Genomic DNA, 23,263 nt, shown 5'->3' with positions numbered 1-23,263 from the left:
TTTCCAGCCGCGAGAGACCCATCTCATGCCCAGCCTGAACGACATTCGGTCGACCTTTCTGAAATATTTCGCCAAGCAGGGGCACGAGGTCGTGGCCTCGTCACCCCTGGTGCCACGTAATGACCCGACTCTGATGTTCGTGAATTCGGGCATGGTGCAGTTCAAGAACCTGTTCACCGGGGTTGAACACCGCGACTATCAGCGGGCGACAACCAGCCAGAAATGCGTGCGTGCCGGTGGCAAGCACAACGATCTCGACAACGTGGGATACACGGCGCGCCACCACACGTTCTTTGAAATGCTCGGCAACTTTTCCTTTGGTGATTACTTCAAAGAGGATGCCATTCCTTTTGCCTGGAACCTGATTACCAAAGAGTTCGGGATCGATCCCAAGAAGCTTTACACAACCGTCTATCACACAGATGACGAAGCTTACGACATCTGGAAAAAAATTGGCGTTCCAGAGGATCGCATCATCCGCATCGCGACCTCGGACAACTTTTGGCAGATGGGGCCGACGGGGCCTTGCGGACCCTGCACAGAGATTTTCTATGATCACGGCGATCACATCTGGGGCGGCCCTCCGGGTAGTCCGGAAGAGGACGGAGACCGGTTCATCGAGATCTGGAACATCGTCTTCATGCAGAATGAGCAATTCGAAGATGGGTCAATGCGCGCATTGGACATGCAGTCGATTGACACCGGAATGGGGCTGGAGCGGATCGGCGCGTTGCTGCAGGGCAGCCACGACAACTATGACACCGATCTGTTCAAATCGCTGATCGAGGCCTCGGCCAATGTCACATCGACGGACCCCTATGGCGACAAGAACGTGCACCACCGCGTGATTGCCGACCACCTGCGGTCCACGTCGTTCCTGATTGCGGATGGGGTGATGCCATCGAACGATGGGCGTGGCTATGTGCTGCGTCGCATCATGCGCCGCGCCATGCGTCATGCGCATTTGCTGGGTGCCAAGGATCCTGTGATGTACCAGCTGGTGCCCTCGCTGCTTGGTCAGATGGGCGCGGCATACCCCGAGCTGGGGCAGGCACAGGCGTTGATTGAAGAAACCCTGAAGCTGGAAGAGACCCGGTTTAAACAGACGTTGGATCGCGGCCTAAAACTGCTGGACGATGAGCTGTCCGGCCTGGACGAGGGTGTGCCCTTGGCGGGCGCGGCTGCTTTCAAACTCTATGACACCTATGGCTTCCCGCTTGACCTGACGCAGGATGCGCTGCGCGAGAAGGGTCGTGAGGTGGACACAGAGGGCTTTGATGCCGCGATGGCCGAGCAAAAGGCCAAGGCGCGCGCGGCCTGGGCGGGATCCGGTGAAGCCGCTGACAGCACGATTTGGTTCGACATTGCCGAACACAAGGGCACAACGGATTTCCTGGGCTATGACACGGAAACTGCCGAGGGGCAGATACTGGCATTGGTCAAGGATGGTGGAGAGGTCGAAAAGGTTGCCGCCGGAAACAGTGTACAGATCATTTTGAACCAGTCGCCCTTCTATGCCGAAAGCGGCGGACAGGTTGGTGACACGGGCGAAATTCGCGTCGAAGGTGGCGTTGCGCGGGTAACGGACACCAAGAAGGCAGCGGGCGTGTTCATTCATATGGCCGATGTCACCCAGGGCGAGATTGGCGTTGGTACGGGCGCAGTTCTTGAGGTTGACCATGCGCGGCGCACGGCGATCCGCGCCAATCACTCGGCGACGCACCTGTTGCACGAGGCGCTGCGCGAAACCCTGGGCGATCATGTGGCCCAACGAGGGTCGCTGAATGCCGAAGACCGCCTGCGGTTCGACTTTAGCCATGCCAAGGCGCTGTCGGCTGACGAATTGCATAAGGTTGGAACCGATGTGAACGCCTTTATTCGTCAGAACACGGCTGTTGAAACCCGGATCATGACGCCGGACGACGCGCGTGAAATCGGCGCACAGGCGCTGTTTGGCGAGAAGTATGGCGATGAGGTCCGTGTGGTCTCGATGGGGCGTGCGGATACCGGCAAGGGCCTGGATGGAAACACCTATTCACTCGAGCTTTGCGGCGGCACCCATGTGAAACAGACCGGAGATATCGGTCTTTGTGTCATCCTGGGAGATTCAGCCTCGTCCGCCGGTGTGCGCCGGATCGAAGCGTTGACCGGTGAGGCGGCCTTTGCTCACCTCGAACGCGAGGCTGGCCGCATGGCCGAGGTCGCAGGCGCTCTTAAGGCGCAGCCAGTGGATGTGCTGGATCGATTGAAGGCTCTGATGGATGAACGCAAATCGCTACAGAATGAAGTGGCACAGTTGCGCCGCGAATTGGCGATGGCTGGTGGTGCGGGGCAGGCCGGCGCACCCGAGGACAAGCAGATCTCAGGTATCAAGTTCTTTGCGCAGGTGATTTCGGGCGTGACTGGGCGCGATCTGCCACCGCTGATCGATGAACACAAGGCGCGCATGGAAAGCGGGGCCGTGCTGTTGATTGCTGACGCAGGCGACAAGGTCGCTGTGGCGGCGGGCGTGACACCGGATCTGACCGGGGCCGTTTCAGCGGTTGACCTCGTGCGCGCCGCAGTGGAAGCTTTGGGTGGCAAGGGCGGCGGCGGTCGCCCTGACATGGCCCAGGGTGGTGCCAAGGATGTGAACAATGCGGATGCAGCGATTGCCGCCGCCGAAGCCGTGATTGGAGGATAAGATATGGGTGCACTTTGGATTGCCCACGTGACCGTGACTGACGCCGAGGCCTATGGCAAATACGCCGAACTTGCCGGACCGGCGATCGCCAAACACGGTGGTGAATTCATCGCCCGTGCTGGCCGGTTTGTTCAGCTGGAAGGCAAAGAGCGCCCGCGTAACGTGGTGGCCAAGTTTCCTGATGTGGACACGGCTGTCGCTTGTTATCACAGCCCCGAGTACCAAGAAGCGTTGGGTCATGCGCGCGGAGCCTCAGAACGGGAATTGATGGTTGTTGAAACCAGCGAATAGGCCAAGGATGTACCTTGGTCCGGCAGGGAAATCTTTTTCCGACCAAAAAACTAGGTTTTAATTGATCCCATCCGCAAATTCCTTTAGGCGAGGCCTAAAAGGAGTCGTTGTCATGTGCCGATGGGCCGCCTATGTCGGGCAACCTTGTTATCTCGAAGAGATCGTTACCCGCCCGGATCATTCTCTGATCCACCAGAGCGTTCAGGCTGATGAATGCAAAACCCAGACGAATGCAGACGGTGTGGGTGTTGCCTGGTATGACACGCGTCCTGAACCCGGCCTCTATCGCGAAACGCACCCGGCGTGGTCTGATCCAAATCTGAAGTCGCTGACTGCGCAGGTGAAATCCGGCCTGTTTCTGGCCCATGTAAGGGCCTCAACCGGGACCGCAACCAGCAGAAACAATTGCCATCCATTTGCTGTGGGAAAATGGTCATTCATGCACAACGGACAGGTCGGCGGCTTTGAGCATTTTCGTCGCCGCGCTGACATGCTGATCCCGGATGCGTTGTATCATGAGCGCAAGGGCGCCACTGACAGCGAAGTCCTGTTTTTATTGGGCCTGGTTGAGGGATTGGACGACAATCCCAAACAGGCAATGGAGATAGCTGTCGGAATTCTGCAGCGTATGAGCCAGGAAAAAGGTCAGGCCCCCCATATGCGGATTGGCGCGGCGTTTTCCGACGGTGAAACGCTTTACGCGATCCGATATGCCTCGGATCAACGTGCTCCGACGGTTTACCACCGGTTTAGCGATACTCGGCAAGGGCGCGCGATAGTAAGCGAACCCCTGTTTTCCGGCGAAGGCGATTGGGAGGCCATCCCACAGGGGGCATTCTGTCAGTTTAAGGCAGACGGAAGCACATCAATAGACGAATTTAATCCATTGATCTAAATGAAGTAATCCCATTAGATTCAGCCGTAATTCTAGGCGTGAGGAAACACATTCGGCGTCTCGGGTCTGCGTCCGATCGCAATATTGTGGTGGGCAGAAACCCGGTACGACCCAACAAGCAATCACCGTTGCCTTGTCAAAGGCATTCGATTTTCAAAAAAAACTATGCGAAACAGGAGCGCACCATTACAGAACGCGGTGTGTCTTTTGTCTAGTGTGAAGTATCTGCGATTACTGGACTTAACGCGGCACATCTGAAAAAGTTAAATTGATTGTTATGTCTGCATAAACAGGGCTGTAGAAACGTTCCATGAACAAGATTTCCTCGAACGCCAAAGACGCTCAAAAAGAGGCTCTCGCGATTGTTGGCATTGGGTGCCGGTTTCCAGGCGGTGCCAATACGCCGGACGCGTTCTGGACCCTTTTGCGCAATGGCGTGGACACGCTATCGGATGTTCCCGTGGGACGTTGGGACCCCCGGAAATTCATGGATTCCGACCGTGAAAAACCGGGGACAGCCATCAATTTCCAAGCGGGTTTCTTAAGCGAGCCAATTGAAGAGTATGATCCTGCGTTTTTTGGCATTTCCCCGCGGGAAGCAGCATATATCGATCCGCAACAGCGCATCCTGATGGAATTGACCTGGGAGGCCTTTGAAGATGCGGCGATCCCGGTGGACCAGTTCCGCGGAGAAAATGTTGGGGTTTATGTGGGCGGTTTCACGGTCGACAGCCTGCTGAACCAGATGAACACGTTGAACCGGGACACGCTGTCGCCGCACTCTGCCACAAGCGCGTCACTGGGCATGCTGGCCAACAGAATGTCCTATCTTTTTGATTTCAGGGGTCCTTCGATCACCATCGACACGGCGTGTTCGTCTTCGCTCGTGGCGTTGAATTACGCGTGCCGTGATCTTTGGGAGGGCGAGTGTTCCATTGCAGTCGCGGCAGGCGTCAATGCCATGCTGCGCCCGGAGTTTCCCATTGCCATGACCAAGGGCGGCTTCCTGTCCTCGGACTCGCGGTCCAAGGCCTTTGATGCGCGTGCCAATGGCTATGCGCGCGGCGAGGGCGGCGGCGTTGTTGTGCTGAAGCGATTGAGCGAAGCGGAAGCTGACGGAGATCGGGTTTACGCGACCATTCGGGGGATCGGTGTGAACCAAGATGGGGCGACCTCGGGTATCACCGTGCCAAACCCAGAGGCGCAAGAGGCGTTGATCCGCAAAGTCTATCGCGACTTTGACGTTGATGTCGCCGATGTGGCCTATGTCGAAGCCCACGGCACGGGTACACCCGTCGGTGACCCCATCGAGATGACGGCATTGGGGCGCACGCTGGGGCATCATGACAGCGGTTCCGAAGATGTGCTTGTAGGCTCTGTCAAAGCCAACATTGGGCACCAAGAGGCCGCTGCGGGTATTGCAGCAACGATCAAGAGCGCCCTGGTTCTCACCAAGGGTGAGGTGCCGCCGCAAGCGAATTTCGAGACGCCAAATCCGGATATTCCCTTTGAAAGCTTGGGGTTGAGGGTTCCTGTCAATCTGGAATCCCTGCCCGAAAGATCAGGTGGTCAGACCATCTCGATCAACTCATTCGGCTATGGGGGTACTAACGCTCATGCGGTGTTGCAGGCGGTGCCTGCGGACTCGTCTTTGGTCTTCCAGGCGCCAAGGGTTGCACCGGTCAGCGCGCAGCAACCGCTGGTTCTGCCAATATCGGCGCGCGATCCGAATGCTTTGTCCGCCTTGGCGGGGCGTTTTGCCGATGGGATATCCCACGCAGGTGAAGAAGGGTTTGAGCCTTATGTAGCAGCCATGGCGCTGCGCCGGGCGCATTCGCACGAACGCGCGGCAATTGTGGCAGCGTCTTCGCAAGAAGCCGTGGCGCGCTTGCGTGAATTGGCAGGTGGCGCGCGCGCAGAGGGTATCGCTGTGGCCCGTGCCCCGGCGGTCGGCACCCGGCCCCTGACCTTTGTCTACACAGGCATGGGGCCGCAATGGTGGGGCATGGGGCAGCAGCTTTATGCGGACAACCCGGTGTTCAAAGCAGCCGTTGATGAGGCAGATGCCGCGTTCCAGGTGCATTCGGGCTGGTCCATTCTGGCTGAAATGTTGTCTAACGAGGATGTGTCGCGCATGGCGCGAAACGAGATTGCGCAGCCTGCGAACTTTATCATCCAGGTGGGGCTGACCGCAGTTTGGAAATCCCTTGGTGTCACGCCGCAGGCCGTTCTGGGACACTCCGTAGGAGAGGTGACGGCAGCCTATGTGGCAGGTGCGCTCAGCCTGTCGGACGCGGCCCTTGTCAGCTACCACCGTTCGCGCTGTCAGCAGAAAATGGCAGGGCGCGGCGGAATGCTTGCGGTTGGTTTGGGACCTGAGGCCGCTGGCGATCTCGCTGATTTGTATCCCGGCCAGATTTCGATTGCCGCGATCAACAGCCCGTCGTCTGTTGCCTTGGCAGGAGACATGAACGCACTGCAGGAAGTGTCTGATATCCTTGAAGAAGAGGACATCTTCAATCGAATACTCAAGGTCGAGGTGGCCTATCACAGCCACCAGATGGATCCCCTGGAGGCGGAATTGAAAGAGGTTTTGGCGTCCCTTTCGCCAAAAATCCCACAGATCCCACTGTGGTCGTCAGTCACCGCTGAACCGGTGGAAACGGCTTTGCATGATGCGGACTATTGGTGGCTGAATGTGCGTCAGGACGTCCGTTTTGCAGATGCAATGCAGGCGATGTGTGACAGCGGTGAGGATCTGTTCCTCGAAGTTGGCCCGCATCCGGTGTTGGCCCCATCCATCAAGGAAAACGCCATGGCCGTCTCTGCCAAGGTGGATGTGCTGCACAGCCTGCGGCGCGGGCAGGACGAGGTGGCGACAACGCATGGAACGCTCGCTGCACTGTATTGCCATGGGGCTGATATTGACTGGACCGTCCGCTACGGCGCGGCTTGTGCCCATGTGGCAATGCCGCTTTACCCCTGGCAGCGCAGTTACTTCTGGACAGAGTCGGAAGAGAACCGCCATGACAGACTTGGCGACGGCGGCGACATACTGTTGGGCACTGAACAGCCAACCCCGACCCCGAGCTGGCAGTCCAAGCTGACAAATACCGGCGCCGCCTATCTTGACGATCATCAGGTTGATGGGGCCGTTGTTTTTCCCGGCGCAGGGTACACGCAGATCATGCAGGCCGCGCAGGCCGTTCATACGCCCAAGACTGCAGGGGTGCTGGACAATGTCCGGTTCCTTAACGCGATGGTCATGGGGCAGGGGGATCGGCCCATGCTGCGGACAGAAATCTCCGCGGATGGGCGCAAGATTACCGTACATGGCAGCCGTGCCGGTCAGGACGGCGGATGGATCACCTGTGCCGAAGCGCAGTTGTCACAGGCCGCGCCAAATCTGGCGGTTGATGCGCTGGACATTGCACACCTGCAAAACACACATGGTGATCGGGTTGACGTTGAGACGCTCTATCGGTCGCTGGCCGCGCGCAGGCTGAGTTATGGCCCTGCCTTTCGCGGTTTGACCGCACTGGCGCGCAACGGCAATCAGTTCCTTGCCCGGATTGAGGCTGATGCCTCGGTCGATATCCCCGAGGATTTTGGTTTTGTGCATCCCACCATGCTGGACAGTGCCTTTCAGGCGCTGATCGCGGGTTTGGACACCGAGGCCAGTGAAAAATTGGGAGAGTCCACATTTGTCCCCGTTGAAATTCGCCGGTTGACCCTTGCCGCCCCGGTTGGTCGCACCGCCTGGTGTCATGGATCGGTACGTATGACGTCGCCCACCGCGGTGGTGGGAGAGATTTTCCTGACCGATGAGGATGGCCGTGTCCTGGTTCACGTAGAAGGGTTCCGTGCACAGGCCTTGCCAAGGGCAGAAGCCACGGCCGAGGGCATCCTGGATGACGCCGGATATGCCTATGTCTGGCGCGCGGCGAGCCCTGCTGTGGCAGAAGACATCCAAGGGGAATCCTGGCTGATCCTCCACGACAATGACGTGCTCGCGGAAGCCCTCCAGAGTGAGGTGCAGGATCGCGGCGCGACGGCAGAGGTTGCGACGTTTGGAACGCAGGTCACCTATGCGCCCTCACGGGTTGTCGTTTTAGGTCAGCGGGCCGCTGGCGGTCATCCAACAGGTTTGGATACCTGCCTCGCGGTATTGCATCTTGCCAATGACATTGGTCAGCGCGAGGCTGCACCACAGCTGACCGTGGTGACAGGTACGGGTGAAGGTGAGGATGCTGCACAGCAATTTGGATTAGCCGGACTCGCGCGCGTCATAGGCAACGAGTACCCGGATCTCAGCTGCCGTTTGATCGACTTGGCGGCACGTCCATCGTCATCAATGCTGCGTGACCTTGTGTCGGAAATTTCGTCTGCTGAGACTGGTGAGGATGAGGTGCAACTGGGCGCGGACGGGCGGTACCTGCGGCGTCTGACGCGCGTCGACCTGCCTCGGGCGGAACGGCAAGAGCCGATCAAAATGCCTGCGACCACACCGTTTGAACTGGAATTCGAGAAACCCGGAGACATCAACACCGCAAGGTTCGTCGAGGTTGACCGGCGCGCACCGGAAGCTGGTGAAGTTGAACTGCGGATATTGTCGGTCTCGCTGAATTTCAAAGATATCCTGAAGATGCTTGGCGTGCTGACAGATGAGGTCATGGAGGGCACCTATTGCGGGCGCTCTCTTGGCATGGAAGCCGCAACCGAAGTGATGCGCGTTGGCGAAGGTGTCGAGAATTACAAGGTTGGCGATCGTATGGTCGGGACCCTGCCCAACGGGTGCTTTTGTGGCTACTCGACCGTAGCAGCCAAGGACATCCACACCATGCCCGCGTTGCCGGGGCATCACCTGAATGACCTTGCAGGTGCGCCAATTGGCTATGTCACCGCCTACTATGGCCTGCGTCGCGTAGCGAATTTGCAGGCGGGCGAACGCGTGCTTCTGCACTCTGCTACCGGGGGCGTGGGGCTTGCCGCCATTCAGGTTGCGCAACGTGTTGGCGCCGAAATTTACGCCACCGCAGGCAGTGAGATGAAGCGTGCGCATTTGCGCGCGCTTGGGGTGGAGCATGTCTATGATTCCCGGTCGCTGAACTTTGCCGACGACATCAGGCGCGACACCCAGGGCGAAGGCATGGATGTCGTTTTGAACTTCTTGCCGGGTGAAGCGCAGCAAAAAAGTGTTGGCCTGTTGGCGCCCTTTGGTCGTTTTATCGAAATCGGCAAGCGTGACATCGAAGAAAACCGGGGGTTGGAGCTGCGGGACTTCAATCAAAACCTGCAGTTTTCTTCGATCGACATTGACCGGCTGGTGGCCCAGAAGCCGGCCTTGTTTGACGCGCTGTTGCAAGAGGTCTGGAAAGAGTTTGAGGCAGGCTCAATGACGCCTGTTCCCATCAACCAGTTCCAGATCTCGCAGCTTGTCGAGGCCTGCCATTCGATGCGTCGGGCCGAGCATATTGGCAAGATCGTGGTGACGATGGATGGGGAAACCCTGCCGATTGTGCCGAAACAAAGCAAAGAGAGCCTGTTCCGTGCTGATGCAAGTTACCTGGTGACTGGCGGCTTGGGCGGCTTTGGCCTGCGCGTCGCGCAATGGATGGCAGAGCAGGGGGCCGGGACGTTGGTTTTGGCCAGCCGCAGTGGTGCCAAAACCGACGACGCCAACGCCGCGGTTGCCGCCTTGGAAGCGCAAGGCGTGAAGGTGCTGCCTCTGGCCGTGGATGTATCCAATAGCGATGCTGTGGACAGGATGATGGAGGTCATCAGGACTCAAGCCGCGCCTTTGGCAGGTGTGTTCCATGCCGCAGCCGTGCTGGAGGATGGTCTGATGCAGGATATGAGCGACAGCCAGTTTGCCAGCGTGATGAACGCCAAGGCCGGTGGCGCATGGAACCTGCACCGGGCAACACGGGATTTGAACCTGGAACAGTTCGTTCTGTTCTCTTCTGTCTCTGCGCTGGTCGGCAATGCCGGTCAGGCGAACTATGCCGCCGCGAACACATTCCTTGATGCATTGGCACATCTGCGGCGCAATCAGGGACTGGTCGGGACGTCGATCAACTGGGGCGCTCTTGCCGAGGTTGGAATGGCAGCACGCGACGCCAAAGTCGAAGAACGTCTGGCTCAGACCGGTGTCAAAGGTCTGAAACCAAAGATTGCGCTTGAGGCACTTGGACGGGTGATCCGGGCGGACATGACACAGGTTGGCGTGATGGACGTGGACTGGACGCGCTGGCGCCAGACCAACCCGGCGGCAGGTCGGTTGCACAAGTTCCAGGAACTGGTCAGCGCCAGTGATAACTCGGTGGCAGCGCAACTGTCGGCGGAACTGGCCGAGATGGAGGAAACCTCGCGCAAGGCACGTATCACCGAAATGCTGAAAGAGGGCATTGCGGATGTGCTGCACCTGTCGGCGGATCGGGTTGACGCAAGTCAGCAACTGTCAGACATGGGCATCGACTCGTTGATGATGGTCGAGGTGCAGCTGATGGTCGAACGCGATTTTGGTCTGGAGATGTCGGCCATGGACCTGACCCGAGGGGGATCCGTCGAAGGCTTGGCCGGAGATTTGGTCGGGCGGCTGATTGCGAACACCCACAGCGCCAATACCGATATGGCACCGGAATTGGCCGAAGCGGCCGAGTAACACCGGGCAACTGCCACCTGTACGAATGTTGCACCGCAGCTTATGCTGCGGGCAACGTGTGACCAACAGGAATGCCTCGCGCAATGACTTCATCTGATGACTCTCTCTCGCCCCTGGAAAAGCGCGAGAGGTTGAAAGCTATTCTGCGTAAAAGCGGCGGAAAACCGGCCTCTGCGCAGGCCCATGCACCTCAGGCCTCTGAAACACGAGGCAGGACTTTGGATGAGCGGTTCTACCGGTTTGAAAAGGATCCCGCCATCGCCGCTCTGGATGCACAACACACCGCCGTCGAAAATCTCGGGCTGGCCAATCCATACTTTCGTCTGAACGACGGAGTGGCCAGGGGTACGACCCGGATTGAGAACCGGGATTTCATCAACTACGCGAACTACAACTACCTCGGGCTTTGTGGCGAAGACCGTGTGTCCAATGCAGCAACCGAAGCGATCCGGACGGCTGGAACGTCGGTGTCAGCCAGCCGCATCGCCTCGGGCGAGCGTCTTGTCCAACAGGAACTCGAGCAAGGGCTGGCGCGGCTTTATGACAGCGAAGACTGTGTTGTTTTCGTCAGCGGGCATGCCACCAATGTCACTGCAATCGGGCATCTTTTCGGGCCCAAAGATCTGATTTTGCACGACGAGTTGGCGCATAATTCGGCCATTCAGGGCGCGCAGCTATCGGGCGCGCGCCGTATTCCCTTTCCCCATAACGATGCCGCGGCGCTGGAAACGCTCCTTGCCCAGCACCGCAATCAGCACGAACGGGTGCTGATTTTTGTTGAAGGTGTCTACAGCATGGACGGGGATTTTCCGGACCTGCCACGCTTTGTCGAACTGCGCAATCGCTACAAAACCTACCTCATGGTCGACGAGGCGCATTCCTTGGGTGTCTTGGGAAAAACCGGCAAGGGCATTCGCGAGCACTTTGGCCTGAAAGGGTCGGATGTGGACATGTGGATGGGAACGCTTTCCAAGACGCTGGCCAGTTGCGGTGGCTATATCGCGGGCAGCGCTGCGCTGGTCCGATACCTGAAATATTCGGCGCCGGGGTTCTTGTTCAGCGTCGGGATCACGCCTCCGAATGCGGCTGCGTCAATCGCGGCACTTGAGATGATGCAGGCCGAACCTGAGCGTGTCGATCATCTGCGTGCCCGTGCCGAGTTGTTTCGTAAACTGGCGGTCGAAAAGGGGCTTGATATCGGGCTGAGTGATGGGTCGGCCGTGGTCCCGGTTGTGATCGGCGACTCGATGAAATCCATTGCCCTGTCCAATATCCTGTTCGAAAGCGGCATCAACGTGCAACCCGTCCTGCACCCCGCGGTGGAAGAGTCTGAATCGCGGCTGCGATTTTTCATCTCCAGCGCCCATACCGAAGAACAGGTGCGGATCACGGTAGATGCCATCGTCGAGGCGCTGGATCAATTGAACGGCCTTTCCGCATGAGGCAGCACGTTATGATCACCGGTGGCTCCAGCGGCATTGGCAAGGCCACGGCCTGTCTCTATGCTGCGCGGGGGGCGGACATCTCGATCCTCGCACGCCGTCGTGATGTGATTGACGCCGCGATTGCCGAGATTGATGTCGCGCGCGGCGGTGCCGGTGGGCGGACCCTGGCTTGCGCGGGCGATGTTGCGGATGGCGTGGCCACGGCAGCATCTGTCACCAATGCCGTTGAAACGTTGGGGGTGCCAGACATCCTGATCACCTCGGCAGGGATTGCTGTTCCGGGGCATTTTGATGACCTTCCAATCGAGAACTATCGTCAGCACATGGACGTGAACTACTTCGGCACGTTGCACGTATTGAAGGCGACCTTGCCTGCTATGCGCACCCGGGGGTCGGGCCATATTGCGATGGTGTCTTCGGGCGCCGGGCTGATCGGCATATTCGGCTACACGTCATATAGCCCCACCAAGTTTGCGCTGCGCGGGCTGGCTGAATCTCTGCGCGGCGAATTGAAGGGCGACGGCATTGGCGTGTCGATTGTCTATCCACCGGACACGGACACACCGCAATTGGCGCAGGAAAACATGACCAAGCCGGAAGAAACCAAGGCCATGACCGCCTCGGCCAAGATGTGGAGCGCCGAGGCTGTGGCGGACAAGATCGTCAAGGGGATCGACAAGGGCAAGTTTGCCATTGCACCGGGTTGGGAAATGGCCGCCTTGGCGCATTTTGGCAGTACGTTGCGACCAATCATTCATTCCGGATGGGACAAGATCGCTGCCAAGACCCGCAAGGGTCGGTAACCTAAACTGTTGTTTTTTAAAAATTAACCGTGTGAGCGCCCGCATGGGGGCTAGGCGCTCACACGTCCGGTAACGTGGTACCGGCACGCTGCCCCCACGGCCTGCGAAACTGGGTTTGCAGGCCTCGTCGGCATCGTTTCGTGTCCGCATCGCGGGAAAGGTCTAAGGCGTCAGTGTCATGCACCGACGCCAGCCTTGTTTCCGTGAGTGGCGCCCGCAGCGGCCAAGGCCAGATCCGCAGCAGGGAAAAGCGGGCTTCGCAGTTAGGAGAGAGGACAGAGAGCGTGCGAAGCCCCGAGGCGCTGTGTTGCCTCTTCACAGCTGAGATAGGCGTGCGCAGCAATCTGACCTTGCTCAAACGGGCCAAGATGTTGTGGTTTTATGCCAAGCGCTTGCCCCGCTGCGCGACCCGTGGAACAAGGGAGTATGGAGTTGTTCTGGCCCGCCTTTAAAACCGCCCTCAGCCGCTTTTCCCGCAAAGGCGGGCTGGTGTTTTCCAGTCACGTCGCGCTGTCGATGATGCTGGCGCTGTTTCCCTTTTGTATCGTGGTCCTGTCGGTGGCGGGGGTGATCTCGCAAGTTGGATTGCAAACGACCGGGGCTGAACTGGGTGACCTTCTGGATGTGGTTTTTGGGTCCTGGCCCGAGGCCATTGCAAAGCCCATTGAAAACGAAGTGCGCGCCGTTCTGGAAACCAGTGGCAGTGGCACCATCACGCTGGGCGCACTGTTGACCCTTGTCTTTGCCTCAAACGGTTTTGATGCCGTGCGTCTGGCCATCAGCGCTGCCTATCATGATCGTGACGACCCGCGCCCGGCGTGGAAACTGCGCCTGCTAGCAATGAGCTTTGCGGTGCTCGGCGCCATTCTTGTCACTGTCGCCGGGGTGTTCAGCGTCGTGGTGCCGATCTATGTGCGATACGTGGCCGATATCGCGCCGGTCTTGCATCTGGAGGTGATCTCGGGCGAGGTTTTTGGCACTGCAATCACGGGCTTGGTCATGATCTTTGCGCTGTTTGCCTGTCACAAATGGCTGCCAGGGGTCAAGCGCCCTGTGCGCGCCATCCTGCCGGGGATCATACTGACCCTGATCCTGTGGAGCGTCTGTGCCAAGGGGTTCGAGTACTACATCGGCAACTTTTCGACCTATTCCGTAACCTACGCCGGTCTGGCCGGTGTCATGTCGGCGCTGGTTTTCATGTACCTGATGGCGGCGGTCTTTGTCCTGGGGGCAGAGTTCAACGCCAGCCTGGGAGAGTTGGCGCGCACAAAACGCCAGACATCAGAGCAAGGGTTGGAATAGCCGCATTGCCGGTGCCCCAAGACGGATCCAAAGGGGTTGTTCGGACAAAGGCGTTTCCAGCAGATATGACTGGGCAAAATCCGCTTCGAACATGGTCGCGACGTCGCGCGCGGCGCGTTGGTCAAACACCATTGCGGTGGCTTCAAAATTCAGCCGACATGATCGCGCATCCATGTTGAACGTGCCGACAGACGCGATGGTCTCATCAACCAACAGAACCTTTTGGTGCATGAACCCATTCTCGTAGCGCCAGAACCGCACGCCTGCCTGGCGCAGCTCATCAAAGTAGTCAAAGGCGGCGAGATAAGTGGCCCAATGGTCAACGTTGTCGGGAATGAGGATACGCACGTCGATACCCTTCATGGCAGCAATCTTGAGGGACGTCGTGATATCTCCGTCCGGAACAAAGTAGGGCGTGGCGATCCAGATACGTTCCTGCGCGGCGCGAATTGCTGAGCAATAATAAAGGCTTCCGGTCTCCAGATCATCCGCCGGACCAGAGGCCAACATCAGCGCATCCATGTTTTCCGGCGCCCGTTCGATTGTCCAGTCAAGATCATCCAGCAGGGAATCTTCGGTGGCCCAGTACCAGTCTTCGACGAAGAGCAGCTGCAGTTGCTGAACGATGGGACCGCGCAATTGGCAATGGGTGTCGCGCCAATGACCCATCTTGGCGTCCTGACCCAGATACTCGACCCCGACATTATGCCCACCGGTAAACCCGACCTGACCGTCCACGATGACGGTCTTGCGGTGATTGCGAAAGTTGACCTGCAGCCTGTTGGTGGGACCGCGCAGGGCATTTGTGTCCAACATTTCGACACCCGCCTCTTTCAGGGTGTTGATATAGCTGTTGCTCAGTCGCGAACTGCCCACGCTGTCATATAGAAAACGCACCGAGACACCGCGGTTAGCCACATTCAACAGCTCTGTCTGCAGGGCCTGACCCAAAGCATCGTCACGCACGATGTAAAACTGCACCAAGACATAGGACTGTGCCTGGCGGATCGCCGCAAAAATGGCGTCAAAGGTTTCGTCGCCATCAATCAGCAAGTCCATCGCGTTGCCGGACAGAACTGGCGAGGCCGCCTGGGCTTCGAATCCGGCGTATCCCAGCGCCTTGGCGTTGCCGGTAGGGGGATGTTCACGCCGGGCGTTCTCCATCCCCTCAACAACCCTTTGAGTGTTGCGCCGGGCAATGACATAGCCGTTCATACGGTGATGCCCGAGGAACATGTATGCAATGATGCCGACGTAGGGGGCCAGGATCAGGAACAGCACCCAGGCCACAGACCCTTGGGGTGTACGTGCGCTTGTCACGGCGCGATAGGCGCAATAAAGCGCCACTCCTTCCAGCAGGATCAGGAAGATCAGGGAATAGCTGATGACCACGCCTCTGCGCCTCCGGTGTCTCGTGCTTTGTCTGATCGTAACGTGACGTTGGGGCCGAGGAAAGATGCCCCGTTGCGTCCTGTGACTGTCGGCGTATTCTGTCCCCGAATAAGAGGGTTCCCCAGCAATGCGCGATGACACGATCTGGACGTTTTTCCGTGAGAAAGCAACGCAGTACGGGGATAATTTGTTTCTGATGGTGCCTGCGGATCCGGATCGTGCCTACCACCCGGACGGCTTTCGCATGTCCTATTCTCAAGCGCTGCAAACGGCCGCACGATGGAAGGACGCGCTTTCGCAGGCGGGCTATGGTTCTGGGGCGAGGGTTGCGGTGCTGATGGGCAACCGTCCCGAGATGGTGCTGCTGAAGCTGGCTTTGAACGGGCTGGGGATGTCCTGGGTGCCGGTCAACCCGGACTATCGCCCAAGGGAAGTGGCGTATCTGCTAGCAGACTGTGCGGCGGATCTTGTCATTGTGGCGCCCGAGTTTAGGGGGCTCATGCAGGCCGGGGTTGCGGAAACGGGCAGAGCGGTGGCCATTGTCGAAATGACCACGGAATTGCCCGAGCTGCCCGCGGCAACAAATTCCGCGCCTAAGGGGGCCGTCACTGGCGAGACCGAGGCCAGCCTGATCTATACCTCTGGCACAACGGGCAAGCCCAAGGGCTGCATCATGAGCCATGCCTATGAGCTGGACATGGGTATCTGGTATGCCTCGCGAGGTGGTGCGATCGACTTTCGCGAAGGTCAGGACCGGCTCTACTGTCCACTGCCGCTTTTTCACGTAAACGCCGGAATTCTGGTGCTTTTTGCGATGATCGAGACCGGGAATTGCCAAATCATCCCCGAGCGATTCCGCGCAAATTCATGGTGGCGGGAACTGACCGAAACCGGTGCCACGGTTGCGCATTACCTGGGGATCGTCATCCCGGCTTTGATGAACCTGTCAGAGGGGAAATGGGACCACGCGCATGGGCTGAGGTTTGCAGTTGGGGCGGGGGTTGAGCCGACTTTGCACGGGCCGTTTGAAGAACGGTTTGGGTTTCCGCTGATCGAGGTTTGGGGGATGACCGAGATGTGTCGGATATTGTCGATGCATGACGCTCCGAGGCATATCGAGACACGGGCGATGGGGCGTCCTTCGGAAGGTCTCGAGGTGCGGGTTGTGGATGGGGAAGACCGCGAAGTGCCGCGCGGAACGGCCGGTGAGATGACGTTAAGATACTCTGCTAAGTCACCGAGAAAAGGAGCTTTTTCAGGATACTTGAACCTGCCGGACGTGACCGAAGACGCCTGGCGCGGGGGATGGTTTCATACCGGGGATACGGTGATGATGGATGAGAGTGACACGATCTATTTTGTGGATCGCAAGAAAAACATCATCCGCCGGTCAGGAGAAAACATCGCGGCGGCAGAGATCGAGGCGTGTTTGCAGGATCACCCCAAGGTCGCGCGGGTGGCGGTGATGGCCGTACCGGATGCGATGCGGGATGAAGAGGTGCTGGCCTGCGTAATGTGTGAGGGAAATCAGGCACTTGCCGAGGAATTGTTTGCCTGGTGCTTTGAGAGATTGGCTTATTACAAGGCGCCGGGCTGGCTGAGATTTGTCGAAGATATTCCGGTCACCGGCACGCAGAAAATCCAGAAACACGTGATGTTCGCCGAAGGTCAGGACCCGACAGAAGGCGCGTATGATTTCCGACACCAAAAGAAACGATCTGTTAAAATTTGAGGGAAAACACCAAAAGTGACCAAGTTGTACAACATTTTTGGGGGTGTTTCTCCAAGTTGTACATAATTTTTGGTTAACAAAACTACCGTAACCGAGGCTTACACCTTAACGTTTCAATAAAGAATTCAGTTCAATTGTAGATGAATGTGATCGTCATGCCGTGCGGCGCGGCACCCTTGAAACCTGATCTTGTCCGACGTCAGGTTCAGGTGGGACTTCAAATGCGGTTCGAGGAAGATCTTGCCGATACTTGGATTGTCTGAGAGATGGCGAACAAGTGCCGCGGTGCGTTTTGGTTCAACTTGTAGGTCGCGCCATATGGGTTGCAGAAATCTCAAATCCCAGCGAAGACTTGGCCACCGAGGTGGGCAGGTCTCGCTGCCATATTCAAAGGCAAAATACCCTAAAGGGCTGCGCGTGACGCCAGGTAGATATCCGTTTTCATCTCGATAGAAGAAGGCAAGATCCGCCTTTTCACCATCATCATGGGACAGGTGCGGCAGGAGAGGAAAGCCGTCCAGAAACGGAAAATTAAGATCCAGCACCAAGGTTTTGGTTCCTTTGAACTGGCTATCCAAAGAAGTGGCGGCCGCATTCAGAGCATGGATGACTTCAGGAGAAGCATAGTTTCGATTGAGAACGCAATATGTCCAGCTTTGCATCTGAAGTGGGCCGGTTTGCCAGCAAGACAGCGCCTGTCGCCCAAACAGCGGAGCAGTGAAGGACGCAACGACGGTAAGCAAGACGTACAGGGTCAGAAATGCCAAAACACGGCGTTTAACGGTCATGGCAAGTAACCATGCCAATCCGCCGACCTGTGTCAGCAACGTGAGCCCAAGAATGAGAGAACTGTGAAACAGGAAGCGACCCATAAGAAAGTTGTCCCAACCAAGTGGCCGTGAATCAAGCGGTTTCTGAACCTTGGAGGTAGGAGATTTTTCTAGAAAAATCTCGCGCGGGAAAAACCTTCTAGAAGGTTTTTCTTGTGCAAGGTTGGTGGGGTCAGCAGATGACGGAGAATGGTGCTGGGCTGCAGAGGATGATGTAGTGGTCGTTGCTGTGCAGCAGATGCCAGCCACGGCGACGGACCTCTAATTCCAGAACTTCGCGGCCCACTTCGCGGTGCACGTCGCTGACCTTGCGGCGGAGCACGCCACCGGTGGTGGCAGATTTACTGCGGAAAATCTGGTCCAGCCAATCCTGTGCCAAAAGAGAAGGGGGCATAACGGTCATGACACCGGTATGCCCCCAACTTGGTTAAGTTTTGACTAATGGGTTCAGGCGCGACGGCGGCGGCCACCGGCGCGGCCTCCACGACCCCGGCCTTCTTCACCGGGTTTGGCAGGCACCTTGTTGAACGCGATCCAGTTTGCGCCGCCATCGTCATTGTTGGTGAGGAAGTTGGCGGCGCGGATGGCCTCCATTTCCTTGCCGGCGCGCGGCTTGGTCGAGCCAAGGCCAAACATCTGGCAGAAGGTCTCATCATCCATGTCGGCGGGCAGGATGATGCCTGCGGCCTCCACTTCGGCCTTTTTCTCGGCCAGTTTCTTGGGGCCGACGGGCAGGGCGACAGGGTTCATGATCGCCGAGGTCATGCCGGTGGCCATCGCCATGGGCAGGAAGGCGTTGTTGATGCCGTGACGGTTGGGCAGGCCGAACGAGATGTTCGACGCACCGCAGGTGGTGTTCACGCCCAGTTCGTTGCGCAGGCGGCGGTTCAGTTCGAAGACCTGCAGGCCCGCGGTGCCCATGGCGCCAACGGGCATGACCAGCGGATCAACCACGATGTCATGCGCTGGGATGCCGAAATCAGCGGCGCGTTCGACGATCTTCTTGGCAACGGCAAAGCGCACTTCGGGGTCTTCCGAGATGCCGGTGTCGTCGTTGGAGATGGCCACAACGGGGACGTTGTATTTCTTGACCAGCGGCAAAACCTGCTCGAGCCGTTCTTCTTCGCCGGTGACCGAGTTCAACAGGGGGCGGCCTTCGGCGGCTTCGAGACCGGCAACCAGCGCGCCCGGCACCGAGGAGTCGATGCAGATCGGGCAATCGGTGACGGCCTGCACGCGCTTGACCAGTTCGCGCATCAGGTCGGGTTCGACAAAGTTATTGTCGGCGTAGCGCGGATCTTCGGCCATCTTGTTGGAGAAGACAGCGCCCGAGTTGATGTCGAGTACGGTGGCACCGGCAGCGACCTGCGCCAGTGCATCCGCTTCGACGCGGCTGAAATCGCCCGCTTCCAGTTCGGCGTTGAGGATTTTACGACCCGTCGGGTTGATGCGTTCACCGATGACGGTGAACGGCTGGTCAAAGCCCATGATCGTGGTTTTTGTTTTTGATTCGATGACGGTACGGGTCATGAGTAATCCTATTTTCAGGCGTTGGCTGGGGCGGCAGAAGCACCACCATTTTCAATGGCCCAGTTGGCATTGGTCTTGATGCCGCCAAGCGGGAAGAAGTGAACCTTGTCGATGTTGAAATCGGGGTTCGCGGCCTTGTGCGCGGCGAGATCGGCGATCACGTCGGTCGGCTCATGCGGCAGGAGCAGTTTGGAGACGTCCTTGGCGCGTTTTTGCAGAACCTTGAGCGAGGGGCCGACGCCGCAGGCGATGGCGAACTTGATCATGGTCTGCAGCTTGGCCGGGCCCGCGATGCCGATGTGCACGGGGATGTTGATGCCGCGTTCGGTCAGCATGTTGCACCATTCGATGACCGGCTGGGCCTCGAAGCAGAACTGGGTGGCCAGCGCCATGTCGGCGTCGGTGCGTTCGTTGAACGCCTGTTTCCAGTCCAGCGCCGCAAAGGTGTTGGTGCGGCTGCCATCCGGGTCGATGTCGAGGTTCGGCTCGGGGTGACCAGCCACGTGCAGGTGGGTGAACCCGGCCTTGTCAAACGCGCCGGTTTCCAGAAGCTGCATCGAGCAGTGGTAGTCGCCGTGGGGCTTTTCCACACCACCGGCAAGCAAGAGCGCCTGTTTGACGTCTGCTTCGCCCTGGTACATGGCGATCCAGTTTTCCAGCGTCGCCTGATCCTTGATGATGCGCGCCGGGAAGTGGGGCATCACCGGGTAGCCGTCTGCGTTCAGACGTTTGGCGGTGGCGACCATATCCTCGATCGGGGTGCCCTCGATATGGGCGATGTAGACGCGGGTGCCCTCGGGCAACAGCGCGCGGAAGTCTTCGACCTTGGCCGCGGTACGCGGCATGACCTCGATCGAATAGCCTTGGAGGAAGGATTCGACCTCGGGGGAGACAGTTTTCACGGTCTCGGTTTTTTTCTTAAAGTTCAACAACGCCATTGCGCTCTCCCAAAGCGATTTGCCGCTCATGCGCGACCTTCATTTGCAATCAGCGCCTTGAGGCGGTCCTGATCATATTCCGCTTCGAGACGGGCGGCTTCTGCGTCGCAAACATCCGCTGTCTCGCCCTCGACCGGGTAGGGGTCTGCCTTGCGCCATTCGGCGAGGTAGGCATCGGCATCCTTGGCGCCCACTTTCATGGCAGCGCGATCGATCGCTTGTTCGAAACGTTCGGTCAGCTGCTTTTTCGCGCCGCGACGGCCTTTGCCCACGATGACCTGGGCAGGAATGTCGCGCCAGTAAACGATTGTGACGTCAGGCATGGTTTGATTCCCCGGTTTTGGTGCTGACATTCCTAGATCAGCCATTGTGGCCCATGGTGTACGTTTTCGACAGAACGGTAACCTTCCGCGACCAAATCGGGTGTAGCGGGCTTGCCTGCTGGTTTCACTGTCGAATTCTTCAAGTTGATAATGAGCGATGCGGGGGATTGCGCGGAACAGGGGGAGAGACTAGGCTGAAGGTAACTCGAAATGGAGGGCGTGAGTGATGGCGCCCAAGCGTCCCAAAGGTGCGGGCGCGTTCCCCAAAGCGGTCGAAACCCCCGCGCCGAAAACGCCCGATCCGAGCGAGCTTTATGCCGCGCTGGATCTGGGCACCAACAGTTGTCGCATGCTGATTGCCCAACCCAAGGGCAGTCAGTTTCATGTCGTGGACAGCTTTTCGAAATCTGTGCAGCTGGGCGCCGGGCTCGAGACCACGGGACGTTTGTCGCGCGGGTCGATGCGGCGCACGGTGCAGGCGTTGCGAATCTGTCAGCAGAAGCTCAAGCGCCATCGGGTCAAGCGCATGCGGCTGGTGGCAACCGAGGCCTGCCGGCGGGCCAAGAACTCCAAGGATTTCATCAACCAGGTGCAGCGCGAAACCGGGCTGCGGCTGGATATCATCGAGCCGGAGGAAGAGGCGCGTCTGGCGGTGATCTCCTGTGCGCCGCTGGTCAGCACCAAGACCGAACAGCTGTTGGTGGTGGATATTGGCGGCGGCTCGACGGAGCTGGTGTGGATTGATCTGACCAATGTGCCGAAACGCGACCGGCCGCGGGCCATCATGCGGCTGCACACTGGATTCAACACGACGGACACGCCGTTTCCGGCCGCCAAGGTGGTGGACTGGATCTCGGTGCCGTTGGGCGTGGCGACGTTGCGCGATCAGTTTTCCGATGTGACCGACGATTCTGCACGTTTTGCCCTGATGAGCTGGTTCTTTGAAGAAAACCTCGCGGAGTTTGCGCCCTATAAGGACGAGCAACCGCGCGAAGGGTTTCAGATCATCGGCACCAGCGGCACGGTGACCACCGTGGCGGCCAGCCATCTGGGGCTGCGGCGCTACGACCGCACCAAGGTGGACGGGCTGCGCATGACCAGCGATCAGATCGACAAGGTGATCCGGGGCTATCTGGACCTTGGCCCCATCGGGCGGCGGCGAGATCCGAGGATCGGGCAGGACCGGCAGGCGTTGATCATGTCGGGCTCGGCCATTCTGCAGGCGCTGCTGCGCTGCTGGCCGACGGATCGGTTGTCAGTTGCGGATCGCGGTCTGCGCGAAGGCCTGCTATATGCGCAGATGAGCGCCACTGGCGTATTGGAAGATGGACCTTACTAGGGACAAATTTTCTAGAAAATTTGTCTGTGTGCAGAATTTTCTAGAAAATTCTGCTGACGGGAAGAGTTGAAGAGATGGCGAAGAAACCTACTGGGAAAAACACCTCGGGACGCGGGCAGCGGGATCTGACGGTCAAGGTCAAGACCGCGCGGGGGCGCAAGCTGTCGTCGACGCGCTGGCTGCAACGGCAGTTGAACGACCCTTATGTCAAACGTGCACAGGCCGAAGGCTATCGCGGGCGCGCGGCGTTCAAGATCATGGAGCTGGACGACAAGTACCGCTTTCTGGTGCCCGGAGCCCGCGTTGTCGATCTGGGCTGTGCGCCGGGGGGATGGTGTCAGGTGGCGGTGCCTCGGGTGAATGCGCTCGGCGAGAAATCAGGCAAGAAGATTGGCACGATTCTGGGCATCGACCTGCAAGAGGTCGAGCCGATTGCCGGGTGCGATATCTATCAGCTGGATTTCATGGAAGACGACGCCGACGTTCAGGTGAAAGAGTGGCTGGGGGGCAAGGCTGACGTGGTCATGTCGGACATGGCGGCGTCAAGTTCGGGGCACAAACAGACGGACCACCTGCGGATCATGGCGCTGTGCGAGGCGGCGGCCTATTTCGCCTTTGACGTGCTGGACACGGGCGGCACCTTTGTCGCCAAGGTTCTGGCGGGCGGTGCCGAGGGCGAATTGCAGAAGATCCTCAAGCAGAAGTTCACCAAGGTCATGTACATGAAACCGCCCTCGAGCCGGGCGGACAGTTCCGAGAAATTCGTGGTGGCGACCGGGTTCCGGGGTTAGCGGCGCAGGGATTTGGCCGCCTGATCGCGAAACCGTTCCTGCGCGCTGAGTTCGCGCGTTTTCTTGAGAAAATCGGACGCTTTGTCATGCGCCAGGTTGTCCTGACGGATCAGTTCGAACAGGCGGGCGTGGCGCGGGGCAGCAGCGGGCCTGAACTTTTCCTGTGGGAAAAGCCGCATTTTGTGTCTCCAGGTATCAGCGACCGCGCGAGCAGGTGCGGCCAGCGTCCACACTGACGCAATTTCGTGGTGAAATTCTTACCGAACCCGGGCAATTTCATGGAAGCGGGGGCAAAGCCCGTGCGC

General features: G+C 58.6%; 17 protein-coding genes. 10 read left to right on the top strand and 7 right to left on the bottom strand.

All coding sequences use genetic code 11. From position 1 onward, the window contains the following. Positions 1-25: 25 nt before the first annotated feature. The 7 genes from alaS to EK369_RS02540 all read left to right on the top strand — a co-directional run bounded on the left by alaS (position 26) and on the right by EK369_RS02540 (position 14,083). Complete coding sequence (alaS, locus tag EK369_RS02570; RefSeq protein ID WP_127112108.1) at positions 26-2,683, top strand: alanine--tRNA ligase; 2,658 nt, start codon at positions 26-28, stop codon at positions 2,681-2,683. A 3-nt stretch (positions 2,684-2,686) separates the two neighbouring features. Then, positions 2,687-2,974, top strand: coding sequence for a DUF1330 domain-containing protein (locus tag EK369_RS02565; RefSeq protein ID WP_127112107.1), 288 nt, complete (start codon positions 2,687-2,689; stop codon positions 2,972-2,974). A gap of 112 nt (positions 2,975-3,086) precedes the next feature. Further along, the gene (locus tag EK369_RS02560) at positions 3,087-3,869 is read left to right on the top strand and encodes a class II glutamine amidotransferase (RefSeq protein WP_127112106.1); all 783 of its coding nucleotides are present in this window, start codon (positions 3,087-3,089) and stop codon (positions 3,867-3,869) included. Between the two features lie 310 nt (positions 3,870-4,179). Next, the gene (locus EK369_RS02555; RefSeq protein ID WP_127112105.1) at positions 4,180-10,533 is read left to right on the top strand and encodes a type I polyketide synthase; all 6,354 of its coding nucleotides are present in this window, start codon (positions 4,180-4,182) and stop codon (positions 10,531-10,533) included. An 83-nt stretch (positions 10,534-10,616) separates the two neighbouring features. Further along, positions 10,617-11,975, top strand: coding sequence for an aminotransferase class I/II-fold pyridoxal phosphate-dependent enzyme (locus EK369_RS02550; protein WP_127112104.1), 1,359 nt, complete (start codon positions 10,617-10,619; stop codon positions 11,973-11,975). Further along, positions 11,972-12,781 (top strand): SDR family oxidoreductase, encoded by an 810-nt coding sequence (locus EK369_RS02545; protein WP_127112103.1) that lies wholly within the window; start codon positions 11,972-11,974, stop codon positions 12,779-12,781. Before EK369_RS02550 ends, EK369_RS02545 begins: the two co-directional genes overlap by 4 nt. Positions 12,782-13,207: 426 nt before the next feature. Next, on the top strand, positions 13,208-14,083 hold the full coding sequence (locus tag EK369_RS02540; RefSeq protein ID WP_164726822.1) for a YihY/virulence factor BrkB family protein: 876 nt from the start codon (positions 13,208-13,210) through the stop codon (positions 14,081-14,083). Here EK369_RS02540 and cls read toward each other — a convergent pair. After that, positions 14,063-15,475, bottom strand: coding sequence for a cardiolipin synthase (gene cls, locus EK369_RS02535; protein ID WP_235871320.1), 1,413 nt, complete (start codon positions 15,473-15,475; stop codon positions 14,063-14,065). The genes EK369_RS02540 and cls overlap by 21 nt on opposite strands. Before the next feature lie 127 nt (positions 15,476-15,602). Between cls and EK369_RS02530 the strand changes: the two genes are divergently transcribed. After that, positions 15,603-17,207: an AMP-binding protein gene (locus EK369_RS02530; protein ID WP_127112101.1), complete on the top strand. Its 1,605-nt coding sequence runs from the start codon at positions 15,603-15,605 to the stop codon at positions 17,205-17,207. 125 nt (positions 17,208-17,332) lie between these two features. Here the strand turns inward: EK369_RS02530 and EK369_RS02525 are convergent, their stop codons facing one another. From EK369_RS02525 to EK369_RS02505, 5 genes are all read right to left on the bottom strand, one after another. Beyond that, entirely contained in the window at positions 17,333-18,079 is a 747-nt protein-coding gene (locus tag EK369_RS02525) for a hypothetical protein (protein ID WP_127112100.1), read from the bottom strand. A gap of 130 nt (positions 18,080-18,209) precedes the next feature. Next, on the bottom strand, positions 18,210-18,440 hold the full coding sequence (locus EK369_RS02520; RefSeq protein WP_127112099.1) for an N-(5'-phosphoribosyl)anthranilate isomerase: 231 nt from the start codon (positions 18,438-18,440) through the stop codon (positions 18,210-18,212). Positions 18,441-18,484: 44 nt separating this feature from the next. Then, positions 18,485-19,567, bottom strand: a complete 1,083-nt coding sequence (locus EK369_RS02515; protein WP_127112098.1) for a methyltetrahydrofolate cobalamin methyltransferase — start codon at positions 19,565-19,567, stop codon at positions 18,485-18,487. 14 nt (positions 19,568-19,581) lie between these two features. Next, positions 19,582-20,505 carry a methylenetetrahydrofolate reductase gene (locus tag EK369_RS02510; protein WP_127112505.1) on the bottom strand — a complete coding sequence of 308 codons (924 nt, stop codon included), beginning with the start codon at positions 20,503-20,505 and terminating at the stop codon, positions 19,582-19,584. 26 nt (positions 20,506-20,531) lie between these two features. Continuing rightward, on the bottom strand, positions 20,532-20,828 hold the full coding sequence (locus tag EK369_RS02505; protein ID WP_127112097.1) for a virulence factor: 297 nt from the start codon (positions 20,826-20,828) through the stop codon (positions 20,532-20,534). A 226-nt stretch (positions 20,829-21,054) separates the two neighbouring features. Here EK369_RS02505 and EK369_RS02500 point away from each other — a divergent pair, with 226 nt between their 5' ends. Both EK369_RS02500 and EK369_RS02495 read left to right on the top strand, forming a co-directional pair. Further along, positions 21,055-22,167 (top strand): Ppx/GppA phosphatase family protein, encoded by a 1,113-nt coding sequence (locus EK369_RS02500; RefSeq protein ID WP_127112096.1) that lies wholly within the window; start codon positions 21,055-21,057, stop codon positions 22,165-22,167. 74 nt (positions 22,168-22,241) lie between these two features. Then, complete coding sequence (locus tag EK369_RS02495) at positions 22,242-22,958, top strand: RlmE family RNA methyltransferase (RefSeq protein WP_127112095.1); 717 nt, start codon at positions 22,242-22,244, stop codon at positions 22,956-22,958. Here the strand turns inward: EK369_RS02495 and EK369_RS02490 are convergent. Then, entirely contained in the window at positions 22,955-23,137 is a 183-nt protein-coding gene (locus EK369_RS02490; protein ID WP_127112094.1) for a hypothetical protein, read from the bottom strand. The two genes, EK369_RS02495 and EK369_RS02490, sit on opposite strands and share 4 nt — an antisense overlap. Positions 23,138-23,263: the final 126 nt, after the last annotated feature.

The sequence above is a fragment of the Shimia sediminis genome (assembly GCF_003990645.1).
Lineage (GTDB): Bacteria > Pseudomonadota > Alphaproteobacteria > Rhodobacterales > Rhodobacteraceae > Shimia > Shimia sediminis.
This window is presented reverse-complemented; position numbering and strand designations above follow the sequence as displayed.

What these genes read in the sequence shown, in the direction of transcription:
- alaS (WP_127112108.1), top strand. Translation starts at nt 26, where the DNA reads ATGCCCAGCCTGAACGACATTCGGTCGACCTTTCTGAAATATTTCGCC.
- EK369_RS02565 (WP_127112107.1), top strand. Translation starts at nt 2,687, where the DNA reads ATGGGTGCACTTTGGATTGCCCACGTGACCGTGACTGACGCCGAGGCC.
- EK369_RS02560 (WP_127112106.1), top strand. Translation starts at nt 3,087, where the DNA reads ATGTGCCGATGGGCCGCCTATGTCGGGCAACCTTGTTATCTCGAAGAG.
- EK369_RS02555 (WP_127112105.1), top strand. Translation starts at nt 4,180, where the DNA reads ATGAACAAGATTTCCTCGAACGCCAAAGACGCTCAAAAAGAGGCTCTC.
- EK369_RS02550 (WP_127112104.1), top strand. Translation starts at nt 10,617, where the DNA reads ATGACTTCATCTGATGACTCTCTCTCGCCCCTGGAAAAGCGCGAGAGG.
- EK369_RS02545 (WP_127112103.1), top strand. Translation starts at nt 11,972, where the DNA reads ATGAGGCAGCACGTTATGATCACCGGTGGCTCCAGCGGCATTGGCAAG.
- EK369_RS02540 (WP_164726822.1), top strand. Translation starts at nt 13,208, where the DNA reads ATGGAGTTGTTCTGGCCCGCCTTTAAAACCGCCCTCAGCCGCTTTTCC.
- EK369_RS02530 (WP_127112101.1), top strand. Translation starts at nt 15,603, where the DNA reads ATGCGCGATGACACGATCTGGACGTTTTTCCGTGAGAAAGCAACGCAG.
- EK369_RS02525 (WP_127112100.1), bottom strand. Translation starts at nt 18,079, where the DNA reads ATGGGTCGCTTCCTGTTTCACAGTTCTCTCATTCTTGGGCTCACGTTG.
- EK369_RS02520 (WP_127112099.1), bottom strand. Translation starts at nt 18,440, where the DNA reads ATGACCGTTATGCCCCCTTCTCTTTTGGCACAGGATTGGCTGGACCAG.
- EK369_RS02515 (WP_127112098.1), bottom strand. Translation starts at nt 19,567, where the DNA reads ATGACCCGTACCGTCATCGAATCAAAAACAAAAACCACGATCATGGGC.
- EK369_RS02510 (WP_127112505.1), bottom strand. Translation starts at nt 20,505, where the DNA reads ATGGCGTTGTTGAACTTTAAGAAAAAAACCGAGACCGTGAAAACTGTC.
- EK369_RS02505 (WP_127112097.1), bottom strand. Translation starts at nt 20,828, where the DNA reads ATGCCTGACGTCACAATCGTTTACTGGCGCGACATTCCTGCCCAGGTC.
- EK369_RS02500 (WP_127112096.1), top strand. Translation starts at nt 21,055, where the DNA reads ATGGCGCCCAAGCGTCCCAAAGGTGCGGGCGCGTTCCCCAAAGCGGTC.
- EK369_RS02495 (WP_127112095.1), top strand. Translation starts at nt 22,242, where the DNA reads ATGGCGAAGAAACCTACTGGGAAAAACACCTCGGGACGCGGGCAGCGG.
- EK369_RS02490 (WP_127112094.1), bottom strand. Translation starts at nt 23,137, where the DNA reads ATGCGGCTTTTCCCACAGGAAAAGTTCAGGCCCGCTGCTGCCCCGCGC.